Source organism: Arthrobacter sp. AOP36-F1-5 (assembly GCF_058137995.1).
The window spans coordinates 2,981,188-3,002,081 of record NZ_CM176892.1 but is presented as its reverse complement, the minus strand read 5'-3'; the positions used below and the strand labels follow the sequence as shown (position 1 = coordinate 3,002,081).

The 20,894-nt window shown below is 59.3% G+C and carries 15 protein-coding genes; 3 read left to right on the top strand and 12 right to left on the bottom strand.

The window, feature by feature from the left end; genetic code table 11:
• Positions 1-46: 46 nt before the first annotated feature.
• Entirely contained in the window at positions 47-223 is a 177-nt protein-coding gene (locus AC3ZI9_RS13765) for a helix-turn-helix transcriptional regulator (protein ID WP_489923693.1), read from the top strand.
• A gap of 2,414 nt (positions 224-2,637) precedes the next feature.
• Here the strand turns inward: AC3ZI9_RS13765 and AC3ZI9_RS13760 are convergent.
• The 10 genes from AC3ZI9_RS13760 to AC3ZI9_RS13715 form a co-directional block, all read right to left on the bottom strand.
• Positions 2,638-3,663, bottom strand: a complete 1,026-nt coding sequence (locus AC3ZI9_RS13760) for a hypothetical protein (protein WP_489923692.1) — start codon at positions 3,661-3,663, stop codon at positions 2,638-2,640.
• 92 nt (positions 3,664-3,755) lie between these two features.
• Entirely contained in the window at positions 3,756-5,030 is a 1,275-nt protein-coding gene (locus AC3ZI9_RS13755) for a glycosyltransferase family 2 protein (RefSeq protein ID WP_444566983.1), read from the bottom strand.
• Between the two features lie 3 nt (positions 5,031-5,033).
• The gene (locus AC3ZI9_RS13750; protein ID WP_444566982.1) at positions 5,034-5,930 is read right to left on the bottom strand and encodes an ATP-grasp domain-containing protein; all 897 of its coding nucleotides are present in this window, start codon (positions 5,928-5,930) and stop codon (positions 5,034-5,036) included.
• Positions 5,927-6,841, bottom strand: coding sequence for a PIG-L deacetylase family protein (locus tag AC3ZI9_RS13745; RefSeq protein ID WP_444566981.1), 915 nt, complete (start codon positions 6,839-6,841; stop codon positions 5,927-5,929). Before AC3ZI9_RS13745 ends, AC3ZI9_RS13750 begins: the two co-directional genes overlap by 4 nt.
• 798 nt (positions 6,842-7,639) lie before the next feature.
• Entirely contained in the window at positions 7,640-9,076 is a 1,437-nt protein-coding gene (locus AC3ZI9_RS13740) for an endo-1,4-beta-xylanase (protein ID WP_489923691.1), read from the bottom strand.
• A gap of 170 nt (positions 9,077-9,246) precedes the next feature.
• Positions 9,247-10,641 (bottom strand): IS1380 family transposase, encoded by a 1,395-nt coding sequence (locus AC3ZI9_RS13735; RefSeq protein ID WP_102598821.1) that lies wholly within the window; start codon positions 10,639-10,641, stop codon positions 9,247-9,249.
• Between the two features lie 20 nt (positions 10,642-10,661).
• Entirely contained in the window at positions 10,662-10,910 is a 249-nt protein-coding gene (locus AC3ZI9_RS13730; RefSeq protein WP_489923690.1) for a hypothetical protein, read from the bottom strand.
• Between the two features lie 95 nt (positions 10,911-11,005).
• Positions 11,006-12,724, bottom strand: coding sequence for a polysaccharide deacetylase family protein (locus tag AC3ZI9_RS13725; RefSeq protein ID WP_444566979.1), 1,719 nt, complete (start codon positions 12,722-12,724; stop codon positions 11,006-11,008).
• A gap of 330 nt (positions 12,725-13,054) precedes the next feature.
• On the bottom strand, positions 13,055-14,392 hold the full coding sequence (locus tag AC3ZI9_RS13720) for a glycosyltransferase family 2 protein (protein WP_444566978.1): 1,338 nt from the start codon (positions 14,390-14,392) through the stop codon (positions 13,055-13,057).
• A gap of 2 nt (positions 14,393-14,394) precedes the next feature.
• Positions 14,395-14,886, bottom strand: a complete 492-nt coding sequence (locus AC3ZI9_RS13715) for a hypothetical protein (RefSeq protein ID WP_444566977.1) — start codon at positions 14,884-14,886, stop codon at positions 14,395-14,397.
• A gap of 817 nt (positions 14,887-15,703) precedes the next feature.
• Here AC3ZI9_RS13715 and AC3ZI9_RS13710 point away from each other — a divergent pair.
• Positions 15,704-18,361 (top strand): helix-turn-helix transcriptional regulator, encoded by a 2,658-nt coding sequence (locus AC3ZI9_RS13710; RefSeq protein ID WP_489923689.1) that lies wholly within the window; start codon positions 15,704-15,706, stop codon positions 18,359-18,361.
• Positions 18,362-18,674: 313 nt separating this feature from the next.
• Here the strand turns inward: AC3ZI9_RS13710 and AC3ZI9_RS13705 are convergent, their stop codons facing one another.
• Complete coding sequence (locus AC3ZI9_RS13705; protein ID WP_444566689.1) at positions 18,675-18,953, bottom strand: helix-turn-helix domain-containing protein; 279 nt, start codon at positions 18,951-18,953, stop codon at positions 18,675-18,677.
• Positions 18,954-19,085: 132 nt separating this feature from the next.
• Here AC3ZI9_RS13705 and AC3ZI9_RS13700 point away from each other — a divergent pair, with 132 nt between their 5' ends.
• Complete coding sequence (locus AC3ZI9_RS13700) at positions 19,086-19,682, top strand: sce7726 family protein (RefSeq protein WP_444566688.1); 597 nt, start codon at positions 19,086-19,088, stop codon at positions 19,680-19,682.
• Here the strand turns inward: AC3ZI9_RS13700 and AC3ZI9_RS13695 are convergent.
• Positions 19,679-20,728 (bottom strand): beta family protein, encoded by a 1,050-nt coding sequence (locus AC3ZI9_RS13695; RefSeq protein ID WP_444566687.1) that lies wholly within the window; start codon positions 20,726-20,728, stop codon positions 19,679-19,681. The two genes, AC3ZI9_RS13700 and AC3ZI9_RS13695, sit on opposite strands and share 4 nt — an antisense overlap.
• Positions 20,729-20,894 lie beyond the last annotated feature (166 nt).

The window sequence follows — 20,894 nt, the reverse complement described above, 5'->3', positions numbered from 1 at the left end:
ATCGCTCTTTTGGCGGGATTCCTGCCACTAACTTGGCAGGTTTTCCTTGCTGAACTGGCCTACAAACAGTCGATCACACACACAGCTCTCCCGAAAGACGATCATCAACATAGAACAGGGCCACAAAACCCCCACGATCGCATCCGTCCACGCGCTGGCGCATGCCCTAGGAATCCCGCTCGAGAACCTCATCGCGAAAGTGTGCATCCGCCATACCGAGTGAGGAGGCAACGACGGTTCGGGTTCTCCGGCGAGGAACAGTTGAACAACTTTGACGCCAGATGCGAATCGATTCCTCGCTGGTCTAGTTCGCCCACCTATGTATCGTGATTACCGTTCCCGGTGCGAACGCAGCAGAATGATCTCTCGTTTTGCGCATACTTCAGAAGCAAAATGCTGTCCACGAAACTGGCGCCACGGCGTCGTCTGGGAGGATGCTTAAGTGGACTTGCGCGGTTGGTATAGAAACATCGGGAGCGGTGACCTGCATTTCGATCAGGATGGTCAAGAGTGGCTCGTTCGCTTTGGCGAAGTACTTCCCGAATCTGGGCAATCGCTTGCGGTCTCTGGACATGAGTACAGCACAGACAATCCGTGGCTACTTGTGCGGCTGCGAGTGGGGCGTGCAGAATCGCAACTTTGCCTACGTGTCTTCTATGAAGAGCAACCAGTCAGGTTCGTTCTGGACGGTCATGGTGAGGAACCATCACTAGCGCTCTTGGATGCAGTGATGCGAGCAGTGACTCTCGCATCTCAGCAAGTCGGCAATGGGCCCACGACCGCCCATTCCTGGTCAGCCGTCCTGGTCCAGAGCCCAAAATCCTTAGCGCCAGCCGCTGAACGCCTAACTGCGGAAGTCAGCATCGGAGACCTTCAGCTTGAACCACTCGGGATAATCTTCAAAGACCCGTTTCCGAGTGCCCCCACTGGCAGCATCCTCGAAGGTACTTGGGGCGTACGTCAATCAGTGCCTATCCGGGTTTGCGGACAAACCGACGGATACGCTTGGGATGGAGATGCGTCAAAGAAGGCCGCCCGGACCCTACGAACATTGTGTGGGCTACTCTCGATATGCTGGGAGCACGAGTACGAGGTCGCCCAGCCCGCGGCACCCCTATCTTGGGGGCTGCGAAAGGGTAGAGAAAGACGGCCCTGGTATGGAGAACCCCTAGATGTTCCAGACGAGCCACAGGAATGGCACGCACACAGGGTTCCCGCCTGGATCTGCGATGCGTGGACAACACTTCATGAAAAACCCCACATATCGTATGCGGTTGACGCCTATTTGGAAGCGCGATATGCGAAGGAAAGGCATCCTTCACTGGCCGCCGTTGCCTATGTTGCCAGCATAGAAATCATTGCTTCCAAGCTATTCAAAACAGAACGGTGTCCAACGTGCAAGACTTCACTGGGCATCGCAAAAAAATTCAAGGCAGCACTTCGGGTCGTGCTCAGCGAAAGCGATGCGGGAGAGCTCGACCCACTCTACAATCACCGGTCACGCACCGTTCACGACGGAAGGCTGCATGGAGGGGAGAGCACCCCCGGGGCTCGGCCATTGTTTTTCGGGATATTCTCTGGAGATTCAACCGAGAACTTTCGGGAAAAGAAACTGCGGCTTCTTGATGATGCGGCTCGGAAGCTAATAATCCTAGGTCTCCGTGGCATGTTGCCCCCTCAAGAGCGACTCTCTCAGGAGACCGCCGACTAGAAGGGACTGATGCACGGAGGGCCAGCGGTTTGCGCGTCTGGCGGCAAGGGCGCAAGGTTTAAGATTCCTTCGAACTCCGTAGGGTCTCGTGATCGAGCCGGAGTTGAGAACGCCGCTGGCCAAACAACCAATCGAACAAGGTCCCGAATATGATACCCAAATCGACTCTTCGCGTCCGCTGACGGGGCTCGAGAACGGACTCCTGCGCCAGCGCGAAGAACGATTCCACGGCCCAAATGCCGCCGGCCAAAACAACTCGCCTCACGGGCACGGTCAATTCGAACCGAATCCGCCTTCCCGGAGCCTTGTATAGGTCACGCGGTCGTTGGCGGACATGTAATCATATCCATGGGCTTCGAAGAACTTTTTCGCAGCACTGGATTGTGCGTGTGCGGGTTCGCTGGGTCTGAGACAGGGGCGTTGTCCTGCCAGAGCCTCAGTTGCGGCCAGCAATTCGTGGCTTAGTTCTATGGCGAGCTTTCTTGCCTGGTCCAGATGCGCGGTTGCGGTTGCCACAGATATGGCCGGGTTCGCCCCGCTCTCCTCAATCATCTCGTATTTGTGGAGGGAACGGCGGATGCCAGTCGTTAGTAGGCCGATGAGTGGTGTGAGCCGGGTGGCTGCGGACTGCATGTGTCCAAGGACTGCTCTTGCGGCGGGAGCAGGTAGGGAGGACAAGTAGGGGTCGTATGTGCCCATGCGGTTTATGGCTTTGTCGGCAGCTTCAGCGTTCCGGACCAGGTGCCCCGTGTCTTGGCCATTGGTCGGTTCTGCGTAAGTTCTGCCAAGCGTTGGACCACTGGCATTATCGTTTAATGGCTCTGTTGGCTCTGTTGGCTCTGTTGGCTCTGTTGGCTCTGTTGGCTCTGTTGGCTCTGTTGGCTCTGTTGGCGTCCTGAATTTCTTAGGGGTAGCTGTTTGGTATTTCAGACCTTCCACAGTTTCTCCAGGGCTGCCCAATGCTTTTCGGTCATCAGGCTCGCAGGAGTCACAGATACGGCGTCGACGTTTGATCGTGCCAGCGCAGTCAGGCTTGCTTCCAGTTCTTCTGAACTGATGACGCCGTCGTCGGCCCACAATCCGGTTGACATGACGAAACGGCCTTGCACACGGCCTTTCAGAGCATCAACGATTTTGGCGCCGTACTCGGGGGTGCTTCCGTTGATGGCGAAATAGTTCCAGACAACGATCCTGTCCGCTTCTTCGAGCACTACATCGTAAGAGTGTCCGGAATGAGCACGATCGCCGCCGGGTTTGGACCAGGAAGTTCGGACGTCCATGTCTAATCTCGCACCGTGCACGGACGCCGCAGCTTTGATGCGCGACAGAAGCTCAGCCAAGGCGTCGGAGCGCCAGATACCCAGTGAAGGGTCTTCTGTGTCGATTTCTCCGCTGGCGGTGCGCGGCCATCCTGCCTCACCGGTGTGGTTTCTATAGGAGTTCAGGTCTTCCTTGCCGAAGGTGTAGTCGTCGAACATGAGCTCGGTAATGGACACCCGGTCTGGGTTGTAGCGTGAGCAGACGTCTGATGTGAGTTCTACAATTCGGTCACCTACCGGACCAGTGGATAGGGCGCTGACACTTGGGAAGGAGTCTGCTTTTTTGCCCTGCGGGTTGACGCCAGCGAACGTTGGTGTGGCCTTTAGTCGTGCCGGGGCTAGCGTGTCGATCGTCAGGGTTAGTTGTTGGTCACCGCTTAGGCGTGGTTGGAGAGCGTCGATTGTTTCGGCGACGTAGTCCCTGCCTGTCTTGGACACTTTGGACGCAGTTGCGGTCGGATGGCTGGCCCAGGGGAAAGCCGTCCAGTCGGCCCGGCCGACGCTAATTGACATCGCATTCGCGTTCACCCGGTGGAGCTGGTCTCCGTAGTAGCTCCATCGCGGCTTCTCGGCGACGACATCCTCGAAACCGAAACTGACTGAGCGTTCTCTGGGCACATGGGCTCTGGACATGCAGCTAGCCGTTAATCCGATCGTTGTTGCGGCACCAGCGAGGGTCAAGACGCGTCGCCGTGTAAATTGTCTGAGGGTTTGGCTGTCTTCATTCATGCACTCGTTCGGGCAGCATGCCCCGGATGGTTGACGCTGACCACCCCCGTACGTTCAAGCTTGTTCCACACGCTCGGGCGACGCGCGGCTTGCATATACAAGGCTGACGCCATGGTGAGGGCCACGAATACCGAATATATTGGCCATATTGGCAGCGTCCAGAGGTGACGTAGGTCGGACCAAGCACTGTTCAGCCCTATCGAGATCACCGCCAGAACCACCGTGGTGATCAAACCGAGCCACCCTATGGTTTGCCAGACAGAGGTGGGGAGCGGGTTGCTACCAGTCAGGAGCGCTGCGGGCAGCAGCAGGAGAACGAGCAGTTGGATCATGGGGATAATGACCATGGTGATCGTGTTGAAGGCAAGGAAGGCACCGAATACCCGGTATCGAAGGTTGCCGACCATGCCCCGGTGCATCGCCGTTGTCTGAAGTAGCCCACGGGCCCAACGGACACGCTGTTTCCACAGACCCCGAATAGTGGATGGGGACTCGGCGTAGACCAGGGCGCGTGGGGCGAAATTGACCCGGTAGCCGGCTTTGTGGACGCGCCAAGTCAGTTCGAGGTCTTCGCCGACGGTATCTGTGTTGAAGGGTCCAGTCTTTTCGAGAACGTCGCGTCTGAAGGCGCCGGAGTTTCCGGACACGATTGGCAGGCAACGCATGATCGTCAAGGAGCGGCGTACCAAACCGGTCCCGATGTGGCTGATGACAGTCAAGAGGCGGGTCTGGACGGAGTCCAGGTTGACGGGCCGATCGTCACCACAGACGGCACCAACTTTTTCGTGATTGAACCCTCGCAGCATGTTTTCGATGGTGTCCGTGAGGAAGAGGCTGTCTGCGTCCACAAAAACCAGGACGTCCCCGGAAGCAAGGGCTGCTCCTGCGTTCAAGGCCGCGCCTTTGCCTGCATTCTTCTGTTTGAGGGCCCTCACTTCTGAATGCTCAGAGGCGAAGGCGGCCATTACTGTCGCGGTGTCGTCAGTCGACCCGTCGTCAACGAGGATGATCTCCTTATGCGGGTACTGCGCTTCAATGATTGAGTGGACGCAATTGGCTACGACGACCGACTCGTTGAAGGCAGGGACGACGATGCTGACGAGTGGCTTTTCATCGAGTAGAGTCCAACGGTTATTGCGCCGGCGCTTTCCCTCCAGCAGTTCGAAACTGATGGCCAGGGGGACGTAGAGGAGCTTCAGGAGCCCGAATACGAGTATGACGCCGCCAAGTACCAAGAGTGTTATTTCGAGCCAGTCTTCGGGCAAGAACATGGGTCAGCCCACCTCTGGGAACGCCACTGTCAGGTGTTCAAGGAGAGCGGCATTCAGGATTTCTGGTGCGTGCTCACTGTTAGCCCCGAATCGTGCGTTGACTTCGAGCACTACGGGAGAGCCGTCGGTCCGGCGGCGAATGTCCAGGTCTGCTGGTCCATCCAGTCCGAGCGCCTCGGTGGCTTGGAAAGCAGTTTTCGCCACGTCAGGGGCGGCCATGTTTGGGACCCTCTTGACGTGGGTGGCGTTGCCGACCCGGCCCTCCTTCAGACCTGTCTTCTCGACAACGACAATAACTCTGCTGGCAGGGGCAGCTTTGGGGCGGTAGACCATCGGGGCGTACTCGATTCCGGGGGCGAACTCCTGGACTATTTGGCCATCATCGAGGGACGCCCAGTCGATGTCGCCGGGCTTCTCCACCACCAGCACGCCACGTCCTCCCCTGGCCACGCGGGGCTTGACGACGACCGGGCCACTAAAATGCGACAGGGCTTCCTTGGTCGTCGAGAAATCACTGGGTAGCGCGAAGTTCGGTACGGGTACGGACTGCGAAGCCAGTTTCGCCATGGTCAGGTACTTGTCGTGAGCGGTTGTCACGGCTGTCTCATTGCCGATCACGACCGACGCGTGGGTGAGTAAGGAAGAAGATGCCAAAGCCACGAGCGGTAGTTCGTCGCTGACTGTCGGGATAAGAACATCGATTTCGTACTCCTTCAACAACCGTCGGAGGGCTGGCAGCATGGCCGGATCAGCCGCTGCCGGCACGGTCACGGTCGTCTGGAAGATCGAATGCAAGCTGCGGGTCATGTCCGCACCGATGACCGTATGTTTGGTGGAAGCGAGTTGCCTACCGAGTGCACGCCCGGCGGGTCCTTCGCAACCGGTGATCAGGATTCTCATAGTGACGCTCCAGGGGTTGAGGCGAGTAGGCGGACCGGTTCGAAGCCCTCGGCGAATTCACGTTTGGCCTGGCTGCCGCGGAATGAAGCCACGCCCCGGACCCTGTCGGCGCTCATGTAGGGCTTTCCGTTCTGATTCCGGTGAAGTTGGACGGCCTGAACCTTGATATCGACATAGGCGTCGATGTCGACATAGATGCTGGGATTGAAGCCTCGGGTCGTTGACGGGCTTTCGAAACACAGGATCGAGGGGTGTCTGCGGGCAGCACGAAGCGTCGCCAGATGGACTGCATGATGATCCTGATGGTGATCGTGTGAAGAATGCGTGAACACGATTACCGGGCCGAGGGACTTGATCTTCTCCTCGATGGCCTCCACCATCTCCATGTTGTGCTGGCTGAGGTACGTATCAGGCAAGTCGAGGACGTCAAGAGATGAAAGACCCAAATAGTTGCTGCCGGCGAGTGCTTCAGAGGGGCGGCGCGCCTTGTCGCCGCCGACCTGGCCGTGGCTCATGATCAGCGCATGCACCTCATACCCTGAATCCACCAGCTTCGCCAGTGTTCCTCCGCAGGCGAGTTCCAGATCATCGGGGTGGGCGCCCACGGCTAGAACGGTCTGGGCTTGGTTCGGTGTTCTGTCCGGGCTGGCTGCTGACCGGTAGAGCCAGACGATGAGGCCTGCAAAGAGCACTAACGTGACCCCAATGACCACCTCTCCGATAGCCGCACCGATGGGAAAGAACAGGCACCAGAGATTTACTGCAAACACGCATGCGGCGAGTGAGGCGATGGTGATCCGATGGCGGTGATTTTGATGGAAATTACGAACGAGCCACCTGGACCCACTTCCGCTAAACGCTTGAATGGCTATGACTCCGGCGAGAGAAGCGCCTATTACAAATAGCAGCATGTGTTTCTGTTCCTAATAACCAGGGGGCCTCCCCAGTTTCCTGGCTCCAAGTTCTAAACGAGGATGGAAAAGGGGGCGGAATGTGTATGTTCATTCCGTTCTCAAATCGACGCTAGTGGGGTCCATACGGTGCTGCGGCGGAATTTGCGGCATCCTGCGGATATCTGACGTGTTTTTGGAGAAGGCTGCGGGGCGGGCTGGAGACGTGGCGCACATGCTGCGGATTCGCTAGGGGACCGCGGTCACAATGTGCCGCGTTTGACGGCTCTGGACGAACTTCGTTTCAACAAGTGCTCGTCGAGTTGTAGTTCCAAGTGGTGCTCGTCGGCCGTCGAAGGGGACCTTGCGAAGTTCTACGGCGGCGCGATAACCCTCCGAAGCGCCCTAAGGGCCTGGACTCTTACATGCAATCAGCACAGGGTCCGTGCTGCTATCGGCAACAAGCGACCCATCAGCCACCGAGCTAGGGCCTCTGATCGGTAACGCTGGAGGGTGTTCTGGCCAGACTTCCACGAGGATGGCCAAAATTCACGCCCGTTCCATTGCTGTCGGTCGAGGAAGACCCATCCACGACTGGCCCATCGTCCGGGAGAGGAGAATCGAAGCAGCGATCGTGGTCCATTAGCAGAAGGGTTGGTTGATCGAGGCTAGTACGGGGGAACCCAGCCGAAGCATCTCTGTGTTCGCCGGCAGAAATCGGAGGCCCCAGACCCGAGAAAATGGTCTCTCGGTCGTCGGGGTGTCTCATGTCCCCGGAAGCTACTGTCCATCTTGGCCGGTCCGCCAGCAATGGAACGGTCAGTTGCCTAGCACACGCCTTATCGCTTCGTAAGCCGGTGTCGGCTGTCCGTGATCGAAGAGGTAGTCGTGGCCTTGCTGCAAGCTTCCGTCTTCATCGATCCACCAGTTGTAGCGGTCGTCTATGCCCCACGTCGTGTAGGAGACGCAGGCTCGTGAGCGCAGGCATGTTGCAAGCACGACGGCGTACTGCTCCGCCTGGGCATCCGTCCCTTGGTCGTCCGTGACGTCGTTCTCCGAGATGCGGACGTGGAGTCCAGCCGCCTCGAAGATATTTAGCGTGGTGGTGAGGTCATCCGCGGAGATGGCGTCGGTCTCGAGGTCGTAGACGTGGGCCTGGAGGCCAACACCGTCGATGTGCCCACCCAGAGTATTTGTGTCTACGGCTAGCTTGAGGAGGGCATCTTGACGGGTTCCCGGCACGTCAGCCCCGTTTTCGTTGATGAACTGTTTGACGTCCGGATCGGCGTCATAAACGGCCTGCGAGACGACAGCTGGGTAGTCCGGCCCGAAGACCCGGTACCAGATGTTCTGCTGGAAGCTGGTCCCTTGGTCCACGTCGAACGGCTCGTTGACGACGTCGAGGGAGTCGAGCTTTCCTTTGAAGTGTGTCACCACGGTCGTAATGTAGTCGAGCAGGGCCTCTGCACTGTCGCGGCGCTCCCGGTCGGAGCCCGTGGGGAGTTCCTGCATCCACCGGGGCATGGCCTCGGTAAAAGCGATGGTGTGTCCGTGCACCGTCATGCCCTTGCTCTCGGCGATCGCTATTATCGCGTCGGCTTCTTCGAAGGTGTACAAACCCTTCTGCGGGGAGAGAGCTTGAGGCTTCATGGCGTTCTCGGGTGTGACAGCGCCGAAGTTATCGACTAGCTCTCGCGCGTAGTCCGCGTCCGAGGCAAGCGGACCCAAAGCCACGGCCGCACCAAGCCTAAAGTCCGGGCGGATAAGGCCAACTAGGGCCTGCAGCCCGTCCGACGACTGCTCGGCCTGCGCGATTGCTGGGCCAGCGGTACGCAGGGCGGCGCCTTCCGTCGCGGAGGCGGTGAGGGAGCTGACCTGGAATGAGCCACTGGCGCTGGATAGCCCCAGCCAGAGGTCCCCCGATTTGAACACACCACCGAGGGGCAATGACGACACGGTGTCTCCTCCGCTGGCAATCTCGAGCGTATCCCCAGAGCGGTGCACGGAGAGCACGGCCTCCGGATTCGAGATCGTTGCGTACTCGTTGTGCGTCGGCTGAGGTCGGGGAACGTCGTGCTGGGGCGAGCCGTCGAAGACCGCAATCTCAAGCTCGTCACCGCGGAGGGTAAGCCGTAGACCCGCTGGCTCAATCCGAAACTCGTCGGCGATCACCGGGGGGCTGTCATAGACGGCCCATGATGCGTCGGCGGACACGTCGGTGAAAGATGCCTTGAGAGTGAAGTTCCCTTCGGCCACCAGGTGTGTGCCGGCTAAGCCTTGATCCACCGACCTGCCATGAGGGACCGGGACGCTCTTTGAAGTCTTGAGTGTAAGGAAACTGGGCACTACTCAGGGCCCGGCCTCGCTGCCGATGATGTTCCACGATGGTTCCTGATGATGCCGTTGTCCGGCTGGTGAACGATCAGTCAGACTCGCTGAGGTGGTGCATGAACGGCAGCGAAGAGCTTCTCCCACGCCTGTTGCCAGGGCCATGCCTCGGGCAGGTGCAATCGGATTCGACGGGCACTCGAGGCGATCCGGGCCGGGACGTTGACAAGTTTGTCCCGGATCGTCGCGGTGCGGGCCTTGCGGAACCTTCCCGCCGCCAGTACCCCGGCGGTCCGGGTGAGGTTGTAGGCCATGACCGCGGCGGCCAACCAGGCACTGTTGGCTCCGAAGTGCCCCGAAGGCAAGTGCGCCAGGGCACTGTTTTTCAGGTCCGCGTTCACCTGCTCGATAACCGCATGGCGGCGGTGGGTCTTGTCCATGACGACGGTGCCCATGGCTTCCATGGACACGGTGGTGAAGAACGCGTGGAACCGATGGGCATCGAACAAGGTTGGTTGCCCGTCGGTTGCCTTCGGATTCAGCTCCGGAATGCGGCGTACCACCAGTCGGCCGGGAACCCGGTCGGCCTTCTTCCGGGAGGAGAAAGCGGTGAAGTCAATTTCGGCGACCTCGGCTTTCGAGATCCAGGCACCGGCGGTCTCGTCGAAGATCGCATCGGTGTATTCGATGCTTTCCCACGCGGCCTCCTCGATTCCGGAGATGGCGCGTTTGACCGCGGAGTCCATGCGCGCCGTCACCGAGACATCGGCACCGCCAGCCAGAGCCGTGGAGATGACGGCATGGCCGTAATACGCGGAGTCGAAGCGGCAGAGCACTGGCGATTCGGCATGGATCCGTCCCAGGGTCGCCAGGGAATCGGCAACGAGACGTTTGGCGCCACGCGCCGAGTTCGCGGCCCCTTTGCGCAGGCGCTGGGCCAGGATCACCGGGGCAGTATCGGCGGTGGAGGCGATGGCCAGCACCGCGTTGAGCCCACGGACCCCTGAATATCCGTACCCGGAGCCCTGCTTGGCATAGCCGTGGACCTCGATGATCGTGTCATCGACATCAACGAACACGAACTCCTCGGCACCAGGATCGCCCAACAGCGGTGCCCTGTTTGCGAGGTTTCCCAAAAAACGAGAGGCAACGGCGTCGAGCTGGCGGACGTGCCCGAAGGAGAAGGACCGCAAGAAGGATCCCAGGGTCGAGGGGGCGTAGCAGGAGCCGAAGAGCCGTTTCATCCCGCCGTGGCGCAGCACGGTCATGTCATCGATGGAATCGGCTCCGGCGGCCATCCCGGCAACCAGCGCTGCGGTCTTCGCGCCGGCGTTGGCACCTTTGTCGGTCGGCACGCTCAGCTGCCTGTCCGCCAGCTCATGCAGGCCAGAGTCGCGGGCCAGTTCCATGACCGGGACCAGACCTGCCGCCGCGATGAGGTTCGGTTCGTCGAACGCGGCTGACAGGGCCGTGGGAGTGTGGGAAACTTGCATCTGCGAGATGCCCTTCTTCTTCAGGAAATTTGTACTGTCGCAAGTCCAATTATCCTTGAAAAGTCGGGCATCTCCGCGTTAATGACGTCCTGCTTCACCGGCTCCCATCGGTGGATCGAGGCTAAGTTGATCGACGGGTTCGGCTGGCCTGGGCGGCCATTCTGTTCGACGATGCTCCGCTCGCTGTCGGTCCCGACATGCAAGCCGCCGCCTTCTCCCGTTACTCCTGGCATGTGCCGCCAATCCTGCTGGAGCAGGTCAACGGACACGTCGGGCTCCGGTGCGGGGGCGTTCGAGGAGCAACCGGCGAGGATGAGCAGAAGGCCGGACACCAGCAGGATCGGTACGCACTGGTGCCCGCCCCTTAGCGCTGCCACCAGCGGACGTCGTCCATGTAGGCGAGCACTCCGGAGTTGCCGGGGACATAGACCTGCAGGCTGGCTTTTGCGACGTTGTCCGTGCTCGGCGAGTAGGCCAAGTCGATCTTGGAGACGCCGGTTGTGGTGCTGGCGAGCTTCCACTGCCCGGAGATCCAGTTGCCATTGGTGTCGTATTCGTCGATGTACCAGCCAACTTCACCAGCGGTGAGGTTCTTGATGTCGAGGTGCGCCGAGATGTTGTAGTCGCCTGATGCCACCTTGACCTGCGGTGAAAATAGGTGGCCGGTGTCACTTGTTCCTTGCAGCTTCACGGAGTTCATGGGGTTGGCGCTGGCTCCCTTGCCGGTGTCGTCGGCCATGATGGACGTTGCAGAGTCGGTCCTCCAGCCGTCACCGAGTCCGGCATCGAAGGTGCCGTTGGCGACTAGATTGGCAGGCGGCGGTGGCGGTGTCGCCTCTTTTCCAAGGGCGAGCATCTCCACGTTGCCCAGGTAGGCAGTAATGCCGCTCCCCTGAACGACCACCTGAAGGCTTGCGTTGGCAACGTTCTTCGAGCTCGGAGTGTAGGTGAAGTTGAGTGCCTCCACCCATTTGGAGTTCTCCCGGCTGCGGTATTGCCCGGAGACCCAGTTTCCAGCCGCATCGTACTCGTCGACATAAAACGCCACCTCCCCAGAGGTTAGCGAAGAGACGTTGAGGAACGTCTTGAACAGATAATCCGTCCCGGGGCTCACGGGGACCCGTGGCGAAAACAAGTGCGAGGGAGCTTCCCCAGAGGTGAGCTTCACCGAGTGTGTCGGGTCGGGGAAACTGCCATTACCTTCGGCATCGGCTGTGATGGTTGATGGAGAGTCAGTCCTCCAGCCCTCGTCGATTCCCGAGCTGAAGCTGGCGTTGGGCAATTTGTTGGGCGTTCCCGTTGCGAGGCCATCGGAAACGTTGACGTTCTTGATCTGGGCTCCCTTCACCTTCTTCTTTACGTAAGCGGAAAGCTTGTCCAGCTCCTTGGAACCGAACTGGTAGTCATCCGGGTCCTTGCTGGGCTTCTTGACGATGTCATGGAAGGTGAACACCACCCACGTCTTGGATTCGATTGCCTGGTCGACTTTTGCCTTGAGGGTATCCACCGTGTCAACGCCTTCCTGGACCGGGACATTGGTGATCAAGTAGTCGCTGAACGGCCAATGGTTTACTCCGGTATCCTTGAACCCACGCATCGACGTGTAGTGCTTGGCCGTCTTGGCCATTACCGTCTGATCGTAGTCGCCGTACGGCGGTGCGAAGGCGGTCGCGGTGATGCCTTGCGCGGCCAGCGCGGCCTTGCTGTTTGCCATCTGGTCGTCGACCTGAGCCGCAGTCAGTCTTTCGGCCTGGCAGTCGTCACCGGTCGAAGCGAGGCATTGGTGGTCGACTCCGTGCGATCCGATCTCCCAGCCGTACTTGGTCTGCAGCTGCTTTGTCTGGGCCCAGGTCATGTACGGCGCGTCGCTGTTGGCACGGCAGGAGTTCGGGACAGCCGTCATGCCAACACAGTCGGTGATCACGTAGTTCGTGCCCGTAAGACCGTGCTTCTGGAGAGTCGGGGCGGCCTCGGTGATGGAACTAAGGAGGCCGTCATCAAAGGTGAAAGACACCAAAGCGGACGGCTCGGAGTTGCCTACTGCGGCATTCGCCACCCCGGGGGTCAGCAATGAGGCGGACATGGCTCCCACAGCAACTACGAGAGTCACGAGCTTGGCTTGCCCACGGGCCATGTTGGATCTGGTTCTGGTCATGATTTTCCTCTTCACTTCTGGCGGGCGATAGCGTCGGGCACTAGAGCAGGGCGGCTAGCACGGGCCCTGCAAATATTGGAACGCCTGGGCGATGGGCTGGGTTCGGCTGCCTCAGGCGGATGGGGCTCTGGGGGCAGGTTCCTAAACGGCAGGATTCTGGCTAGGGGGTCCCACCATCAGTGCACGGTAGGGACCGGCTGGTCTTCTTGGCGACCACGGTGAGCGGGATTTTTAGCACACGGGGAACTCTCCGGAGCTTTATGCGGCACGATCTGCCACCGATCTGCCGGACCGTTGCGGCGACTTCCAGGTGCTGCTCTCGGAGCCACGGAACAGGCCACGTGGCTGGGCGAAACATCGAAGCACCGCAGCGAGCTGTACCATCTCCATGATGTAGAACAGGAAGTATGAGGTCGGCGCGAAAAGGTAAAGCCAACGACGCTCACGCGGTGTCAAGTTCTCATCCATCCAGACCGTCAGTAGCGTGTAGGCGACGATCGTCACATATGCGCCGAGCATCAGCGCGTACGTCTGCATGACGACCGACCAGTAGATGGCGCAGGCCCAAATCAGGGGCGAGACGAGAAGCGTGAATTCGCTGAGCACCGCCATCGGCATCCGGTAGTAGGTCAACGTGCGCGTGAATCGACGGCGTGGATTGAGGATCATGCCACGATATTTGATGAGGTTCTGGAGGCTTCCGTACTTCCATCGGAAGCGTTGCTTTGCCAAGGCACGGAGCGTAAGCACTGCTTCTGTCTTTGCGACCACGTCGACGCCGTAGATCATTCGGAAGCGCCGATTACCCAGACTCGTGATCTTCGTGCTCAGGCCTATGTCCTCCGTTAAAGTGTCCGTGTCGTAGAAACCAACCATGCGCAACACACACATCCGATAAGTGGAGGCCACTCCGCCCACCACGAACTCGCAGTTCAGTAGCGAGTAGAGCTTCTTCGAGCGGTATCCGATCATGTGCTCGAACCGTTGCAGGATGCCCAGCGATGACTTCTCTTGCAGGATCTGCACGTTGGCGGCGACACCGGCTACATACGGGTCGTCGAAGTAGGACAGTGCGTTCGTGATGGCGTCCGGCTCGATTGTCGAGTCTGCGTCGAGGGTCATGACGAACTGTCCGCGTGCGTGCCGGCGAAGCGCCGTGTTGAGGGCCTCGCCCTTGCCGACGTTCTTGCCCATCCGCACGAGGCGGAGCTCGATCTCGGGGTGACGCACTTGGAAGTCGCGCACCAGTCGACCGGTGAGGTCGGAGGATGCATCGTCAGCTACGAGGACCTCGAAGGAGGGGTAGGTACTTTGTTGGATGGAAGTAAGCGTCTGGACGATCACTGCCTCTTCGTTGTGGGCGGCAACGACTATAGAGACCAACCCAGGCACCTCAGGGAGCGCGCGGGCGCTGGAGGTAGCTGTCGCCGCGCAGTCTGTTTCGTAGGGGACGGGAGATAGGAGGCTCTTCAGGCCCTTTCGCCGTTCCTGCCATACGTCGTAGAAGTTGGCCCCGACTAGGTAGAGGCCGAAGTGCGCAACGTAGAGGATGCTGACGCCGGCGAATAACCAGATGGCCACTAGCGCGATGTCCATGTTCAGTTCCTCGTGGAGTTGCCGGCCAGTGCGGGTGGCCGGGACTCGGTGCGCCGTTCGTCAGGCGTGGGATGCTGCACCTTCTTGGAAGTGGGAGCAATGGTCCGCGTCTGGCTTGGCGGGCGTATCTCGTCGAAGGTAGCGTTCCTGATTGGTTCTCTCGTCAAGACGTAGGAGTGTTCAGCCGAGGCGGGTATGGCCTCTGCTTCAGCCGTGTCGACCTCGATCAGACCGAGGCGGGCCAATCCGGAGTCAGACAGCTGATGGGGGGCTGTAACGGTGGTGCTCGGGGTTGGTGCCTCGGCGCCAGTGGTCCTGTTGGAGTTTCGCCGGTACTTCTGGATGCCGATGAAGCGGATGATCGTGGTTAGGATTACCAGACTCCAGAGCACCATGCTCAGCTGTGCCACGAAGCCCAGCACGTCTTCGAACATCGTTCCGTGTTGGCCGAGAGTTGCTTGTTCTGCCACGGTGAGGCTGGCGACGTGCATCATGAGTGCCCCTCGCCTGCGGCTCGGGCGAACCCTGACGCTATCCGGGCAAGCGATTGGTTCTGCCGAGATACCCGGCGCTGCTTCAAGACTCTTGTCTGGGTGGGAAGGTATGAATTAAGCAATGGTGGACCTCAGATATTGAATGAGCAAGGAAATGCGGGGTGGGTTGCGTTTGCATTTTCGGTTCTCAATTCGACGTTATGGGCTGAATTTGCCTGTAGGAGAGGCGAATGCGGCATTGTGCGGATACTTGGCGAGTTTTTAAGGAACGGTGCGGACCCGCTCGGTGACAGGGAACACAACCTGCGGATTAATTGGGGGAGCGCGGTCACAAGTTGCTGTGATTGAGCTGTTCCTGACGGGCGTTGTCCCAGAGAAGGGGCCGTCTAAAGAACTTTCTAGGACTCATTTGCGAAGAACTGTGTCCCATATCCCGCAGTTTCCGTATGTTGTGCCGAGTTGTCCGCATTTTCCGGGGGAAAGGTGAGGGTTGGGAACTCATGGCCTATATGGTGAGAAACGGCCTCGTCGCCCCGCTTTATGAGACGCATCGCCTTCTCATGAAGAATCGGGATAGACCCGCTTCCTGGGAGAGAGCGGTTTCGCTGAGAGTCCGCCCACGCTGACCCGCTGCTGCACTGTATAGAGCGAACAGCGGTTGCTGGTAGTGCATTATGCCTCCGGCGGCACAGAATGGGCGGCTGACCCCTGGAACGGTCTCAATGATTCCAAGGGTCTCCATCGGGGCCGGAATGGTCGGTTGCGACCACAGTAGAAACGCAACCGTCCCGGGGGCGTAGAAAAGGGGGCCCAACACATGGAATTCTTTAGTCGAAACACTGAACTGAAGGCTGTCCTGGGCGTTGTTCGAGCGTCTGCAGGCGAGGCGTTGGCACTTGTTGGTGAACACGGGAGCGGCAAGACGGCGATTCTGAATGCAGCTGCGTCCTCAGTTGACTCCCACGTGGCAATTGTTCGGGGAAATCCTATCGAGACTTGCTGGCCATTGGCGGGGGTAACGGCGTTTCTGGCTGCGATCGATGACGCTCAAGGGACCGATTTGTTGTCCGTATTTCATCGCGCGAAGCCTCGCGAGTCGTCCTTTGAACTTGCCCAGGAAATTGTTTTGCTCTTGCGCGATGCGAACCTTAATTCTCTTCTTGTGTTGATTGACGACGCGGATCTCCTCGACGAACCTAGCCAGCAGGTGCTGGGGTATGTCCTCCGTCGGATGGCTGCAACGGGTATGCGTACCGTCCTGACTGTTGCTTGCGTGACACCAGACTGTCCGTTTGCTGGTATCCCGCGTTTAGTACTTCGTCCCCTAGATGTTGCCACGCTCATTGAGCTGGGTAGATCGCTCGCCCCTCCGTCGACCAGCTACGTGGTTCTTGACTGTGTGGCGCGCGCAAGCGCAGGCAGCCCCATGGCGTTCAAGAGCATTTTGGGCGAGTTGCCTATGAGTGTCCTCGAAGGGGCGACACCGCTACCGGTGCCCATGCGCCCCGGCAAGAAGCTGGCTGCTCTCACTTCCGATTTCCTCGACGGACTCGGAGTTGAAACACGGCGCTCTTTGGATTTGTTGGTCTGCGGACCCTATATTCCGGAGTCTGTGTTCCGCCTGCTGGACGATGCGTCCTTGGAAGGGCTTGAGGAGCTTATTGCCAAGGATTTCGTGGAACGGCAGGGTGAATATCTCGTTGTCAAGGATTCCGCGGCCTATTCGACTGGGCTTTGGGCGCTGTCTTCGACAGCGCGACTGAAGCTACATGAGCAACTCGCGGATGTTTGCAAGGAAACGCGGCCAGGGCTCTACGCTTGGCACGCGAGTTTCCTGCAGGTGTCCGGGGAACATTCGGCTGAGCTGCTCGCCACGGCGGCGTTATCGGTCGAGCGAGGCGTTATCCGGGTGGGTATTGAATTTGCGGAGCGTGCTTTGGCATTGAGCGACGGCGCCGATGTCGCCCAGGACTTTGTTCCCCTGGTGAGGTCACTGATCCTGACTGCGGAGTATGACCTTGCCCGAAGATATTTGCGGTTTGCCCGTGGAACGGTCCATCCGGAGAAGCTTCCGTTGGAGTTCGTGGTGTTCATGGGCCTCCTCGACTTTGCACAGCATCAGATTGTTTCCGTGCCGTCGAGCATGGCCGCACTGGCGAAACGTCCAAAGACGGATGCTGGCGGTAGTGCGCGGGTGTTGTGCATCGTGACTCTCGGTCTGTTGGAAAGGTGGGAATTGCCGGAGGCGCGCGAGGTTCTGGGACAGGCTATTTCCTTGACCGGGGCGGGCGCTGAAAGCGTGGCTGGCGCGTCGGAAGTCCTGCGATTGCACGCACTTGCCTTCGAAGGACGGCCGCTTCCCGCGCCTCGTGACTTGGAGCCACTTCTGCACGTCATCGAAGTGGCCTTCGGGCGGGAAATTTCACGGATTCTTGTGGCGAGGGCTTTGACGCTGGGGGAACGTTATGCGGATGCGCGTGGCGTACTCAATCGGGTCTTCGACGAGGTAACCGGCGTGCCGAGGTTCTGGATCGACGGGGCCAGACAGGCGCAATGGTTCAACGAGTGTCGAGCAGGCAACTATCAACGCGCACGTGGTGTATTTGAAGTGATCGAAGCAAGTGGAGGGATGCGCCGATCGTTCAAGGTCAATCGTGGCTTGATGTCCGCAACGCTGGCCAGCTTGGACGGGGACGCCAAACGTGCCAATGAGATTGTGCGAGAGACCGCCCAGCTAGTCACTCCGGGGCAGAGCCCCGCCCAAGAGGCGCTCATTGCGGTAAGGCAGGCCCGTATCGCGATGATGACGCGCGACCACGAGGTCGCGTCGTTCTACTTCGCGCGGGCCTGGAAGGTTGGTGCGGACCTGATGAATCCTCAATTTCTAAGATTCCATGGGGACTACATCGATACGTTGCTAGCTTTGGGGCAGCGCGAACTGGCGACAGAACTTTTTCAGGAGCTTGAGGTTGCTGCTGGGAACACCCCGTCGAATTGGGCTGCCCTTACCCTGAGACGGTGTGAGGCAAAGCTTTTGGACGGAGAGGAATCCCTTCAAGCATTCGCTGAGCTGGTGGAGTCGTGGATTGATGGAAACTACGAGTATTTGCGAGCGAGAACATTATTTTCTTATGCCGACAAGTTACAGGAACTTGGCCACGGCAGGCGGAGCATGGAAGCCAGACGCGAAGCCTTGAGCATCTTCCATGAGATAGGGGTGAGCTCAAAGATAGAGCCCTGCCACGATGAACAACCGGCCTCAGCGGGATCGCCGCTCCTAGAGCTGCTCGACGGTAAGGAACTGCCCGTTGTCCGGCTACTCGCCAAGGGATACAAAAACCAGAGCATCGCACATGAATTATTCATTTCTGTACGCACAGTCGAGCTGCGATTGACCAACGTGTACCGCAAATGCGGAGTCAAGTCCCGTTTTGAGCTCATGAAACTCATCGCCGGCCAGCTCGACGAGGAATGACGGGTTGGGCGTTTCCGTGCTTGGTTTCTAGGGGCTGGAATAGCTGTTGATGTGTCCCTGTCCGCTATCGGCTATCTGTTCGAGATGAGTCAGCCCTTCCTGGACCGATGTAGGTGGGTTCACTAGAGGTCTAAGGGTTTAGGCCCGTGGGTTCCGGGTATTTGGCGAAATCGCTGGGGGCACTTCGGTTCAGGCTTCCACCCGGCTGAAACATGAGGTCCCGCGCGGTCGCCACTACTCCGAGTTCGGCGCGTTCGCCGGGCTCAATACTTGGTTGCCGCGATCGGAGGGGCCGAGGGGCTCTGCTATGTGGTCAAGGGGTTCGGCGCCGGGATGACGTGAGTTCCTGGGTGACTTGGCCGAGGGCATCCCACGGCAGGTCGAGTTTGTGCCAGATCCGGTGCAAAGTGAAAAGTCCGGGGTTCGTTGTCGTGCCGTTTTCGATCTTTCTTAGTGTACTCAAGGAGAGTTCCGTGCCACGAACCATTTCGTCTTGGGAAATTCCTCTTCCCAATCGGGCTGAGTGGATGTAGGCGCTGAGTTTTTCCCGAGGGATAGGGAGGCGCCACTGGCTAATTTCGGCTCGTCGCAAGCTCGTTCTCTTTCGATAGTTGTTACAATCGTAACGTTACTATCGTCGCCTTTATAAGCAGAAGGGAAATGGCGAATGCGTGGAGGAAGTAACATCCATAGGGATCTACAGGGACTTAGGCAGGGTTAAACGATGTACGACTCCGACATACGAGCGGCCCTACGGGGGCGACTCGAAACACGCTTGCATGGTCAGCCGCACCTGCTCGTCCCAGAAGTCGAAGTCCGATGGGGGACCCCGGTGAGAATCGATGAGATGCTCATCACCGATAAGGTCTCTGGATACGAGATCAAAAGCGACAAGGACAGTGTCGCCCGGCTCGAACGCCAGATCCGCGGATACAACCCCTTCGTGCAGCGGGCACACCTCGTCGTCGGAAACCGGCTACGGGCCCATGCGACATCCCTCCTGCCCTCATGGTGGGGGATCTGGTCTGCCACGCCGGGGGCAGCGGGAGTAAAGCTCAAAGAAGTTCGCAGGGCACGGCGCAACCCCGAGTTCAACCCGATCATGCTCACCACATACATGTCACGGTCGGACTTGACGGGGAAGCTCCGTGAGCTCGGTGAGGCCCGTCTCTCAACGCGGACGGTGGATGAAATGCGTTTCCTCTTGTTGGACCGGCTCGGCCCCACCAAGACCGCGCAAGCAGCCATCACGGTGATGAGGACGCGCGAAGACTGGGTAGCGAAGTCACGGAGGGCTTCGCAGGCCCTGTCTGTCGCCTAAGGTGTACCGGCCGGTGGTGCCGCTGGCGGTGCCGTGAGCTGATCCTCGACCAGGCGCAGGTGATGTTGCAGGGCAATGGTTCGCCATGCTTCAGGGCTGCCCTTCGGTTTTCCGACGGAATGGACCACATCGTCGATCGTGGAGTCGCCGAGGCTGAACGCGCGGCCCGCGAACATGTGCAAGGCGACGAGGTTGTCGCAGCACATCTTGAAGCCGGCCCCCATACCGCCTGTTGGTGCGACTTGGCGTTCGATATGCAGCTCGTCGCCGGCTGAATAGCGCAAGTGTCCATAGGTAGGACGCCCGCGGCCCGGCTGCTGGGGTGGAAACAGGGCGTAGTCGCCGAAACTGACGTCTTGGTTTTGTGCATTCAGGCGGAGCCACAGCCACCACTCCCGGCGGGTGAAGTCCCACTGCCCTGCTTGTGTGCAAGTGGTGGTGTCGGGGGTACCTGCCACGATGACGGGAGTAGCGGCCGGGACTGCACCGAGGATGGCCTGCGCATGGTGCTCCAGGGAGTCCAAGGCATGCTGTTCGGTTGAGTCACCCCAGTCGATCAGTAGTTCGACTGCGGTGGCTGGTAGGTCCAGGGTGTTGGCGCAGTTCTTGACGAACTTGGCGAGTGCTGGAATGTCGGGGCAGGGCGCCGTAACGCGGACGAGTGCCTTTCCTGCTGTTTTTGCGAGTGGCTTTGCGCTGTTGAGCACTGCGTTGTCGTCCGTGGTGCTCAGTACCGGGGCCAGATGGTGTGTGGGTACGCCGGGCAGGCTGATGAGGGCGTTGAGGGCAACCCACCAGTTTGTGCGTTCTGGACGGGTTGAGGCCACGCGGCTGAGGTCCACAAATGAGGGCTTCCACCATTGGCGGCGGAGGTTATCGATGAAAGATGCTGCATCTGCGCCGATGGATTTGTTCGTGCCTGTCGGGTCCCAGAGCGCGTTTTGGATTTCGAATACCGGCTCGACTGGGCAGCTGATTTGCTGGGTGGAGAGCGCAGCTAATTCGGCCCTTTTTGCTTTGAGGATGGGGACGTAACGCATTGTCATACTTCCGTTCTGCGGTTCTGCGGTTCTGCCGTTCTTGGCTGGACTGCTCGCTGGGTCTGGATCGCTGGTGGACGGTGTTTGGCTAACTACCGGGACTTGAAGTGGCCTCTGGATTATCTTTCTTGATGCCTCCTGTTTAACGGTTTGTGATAGCACCCTACATACG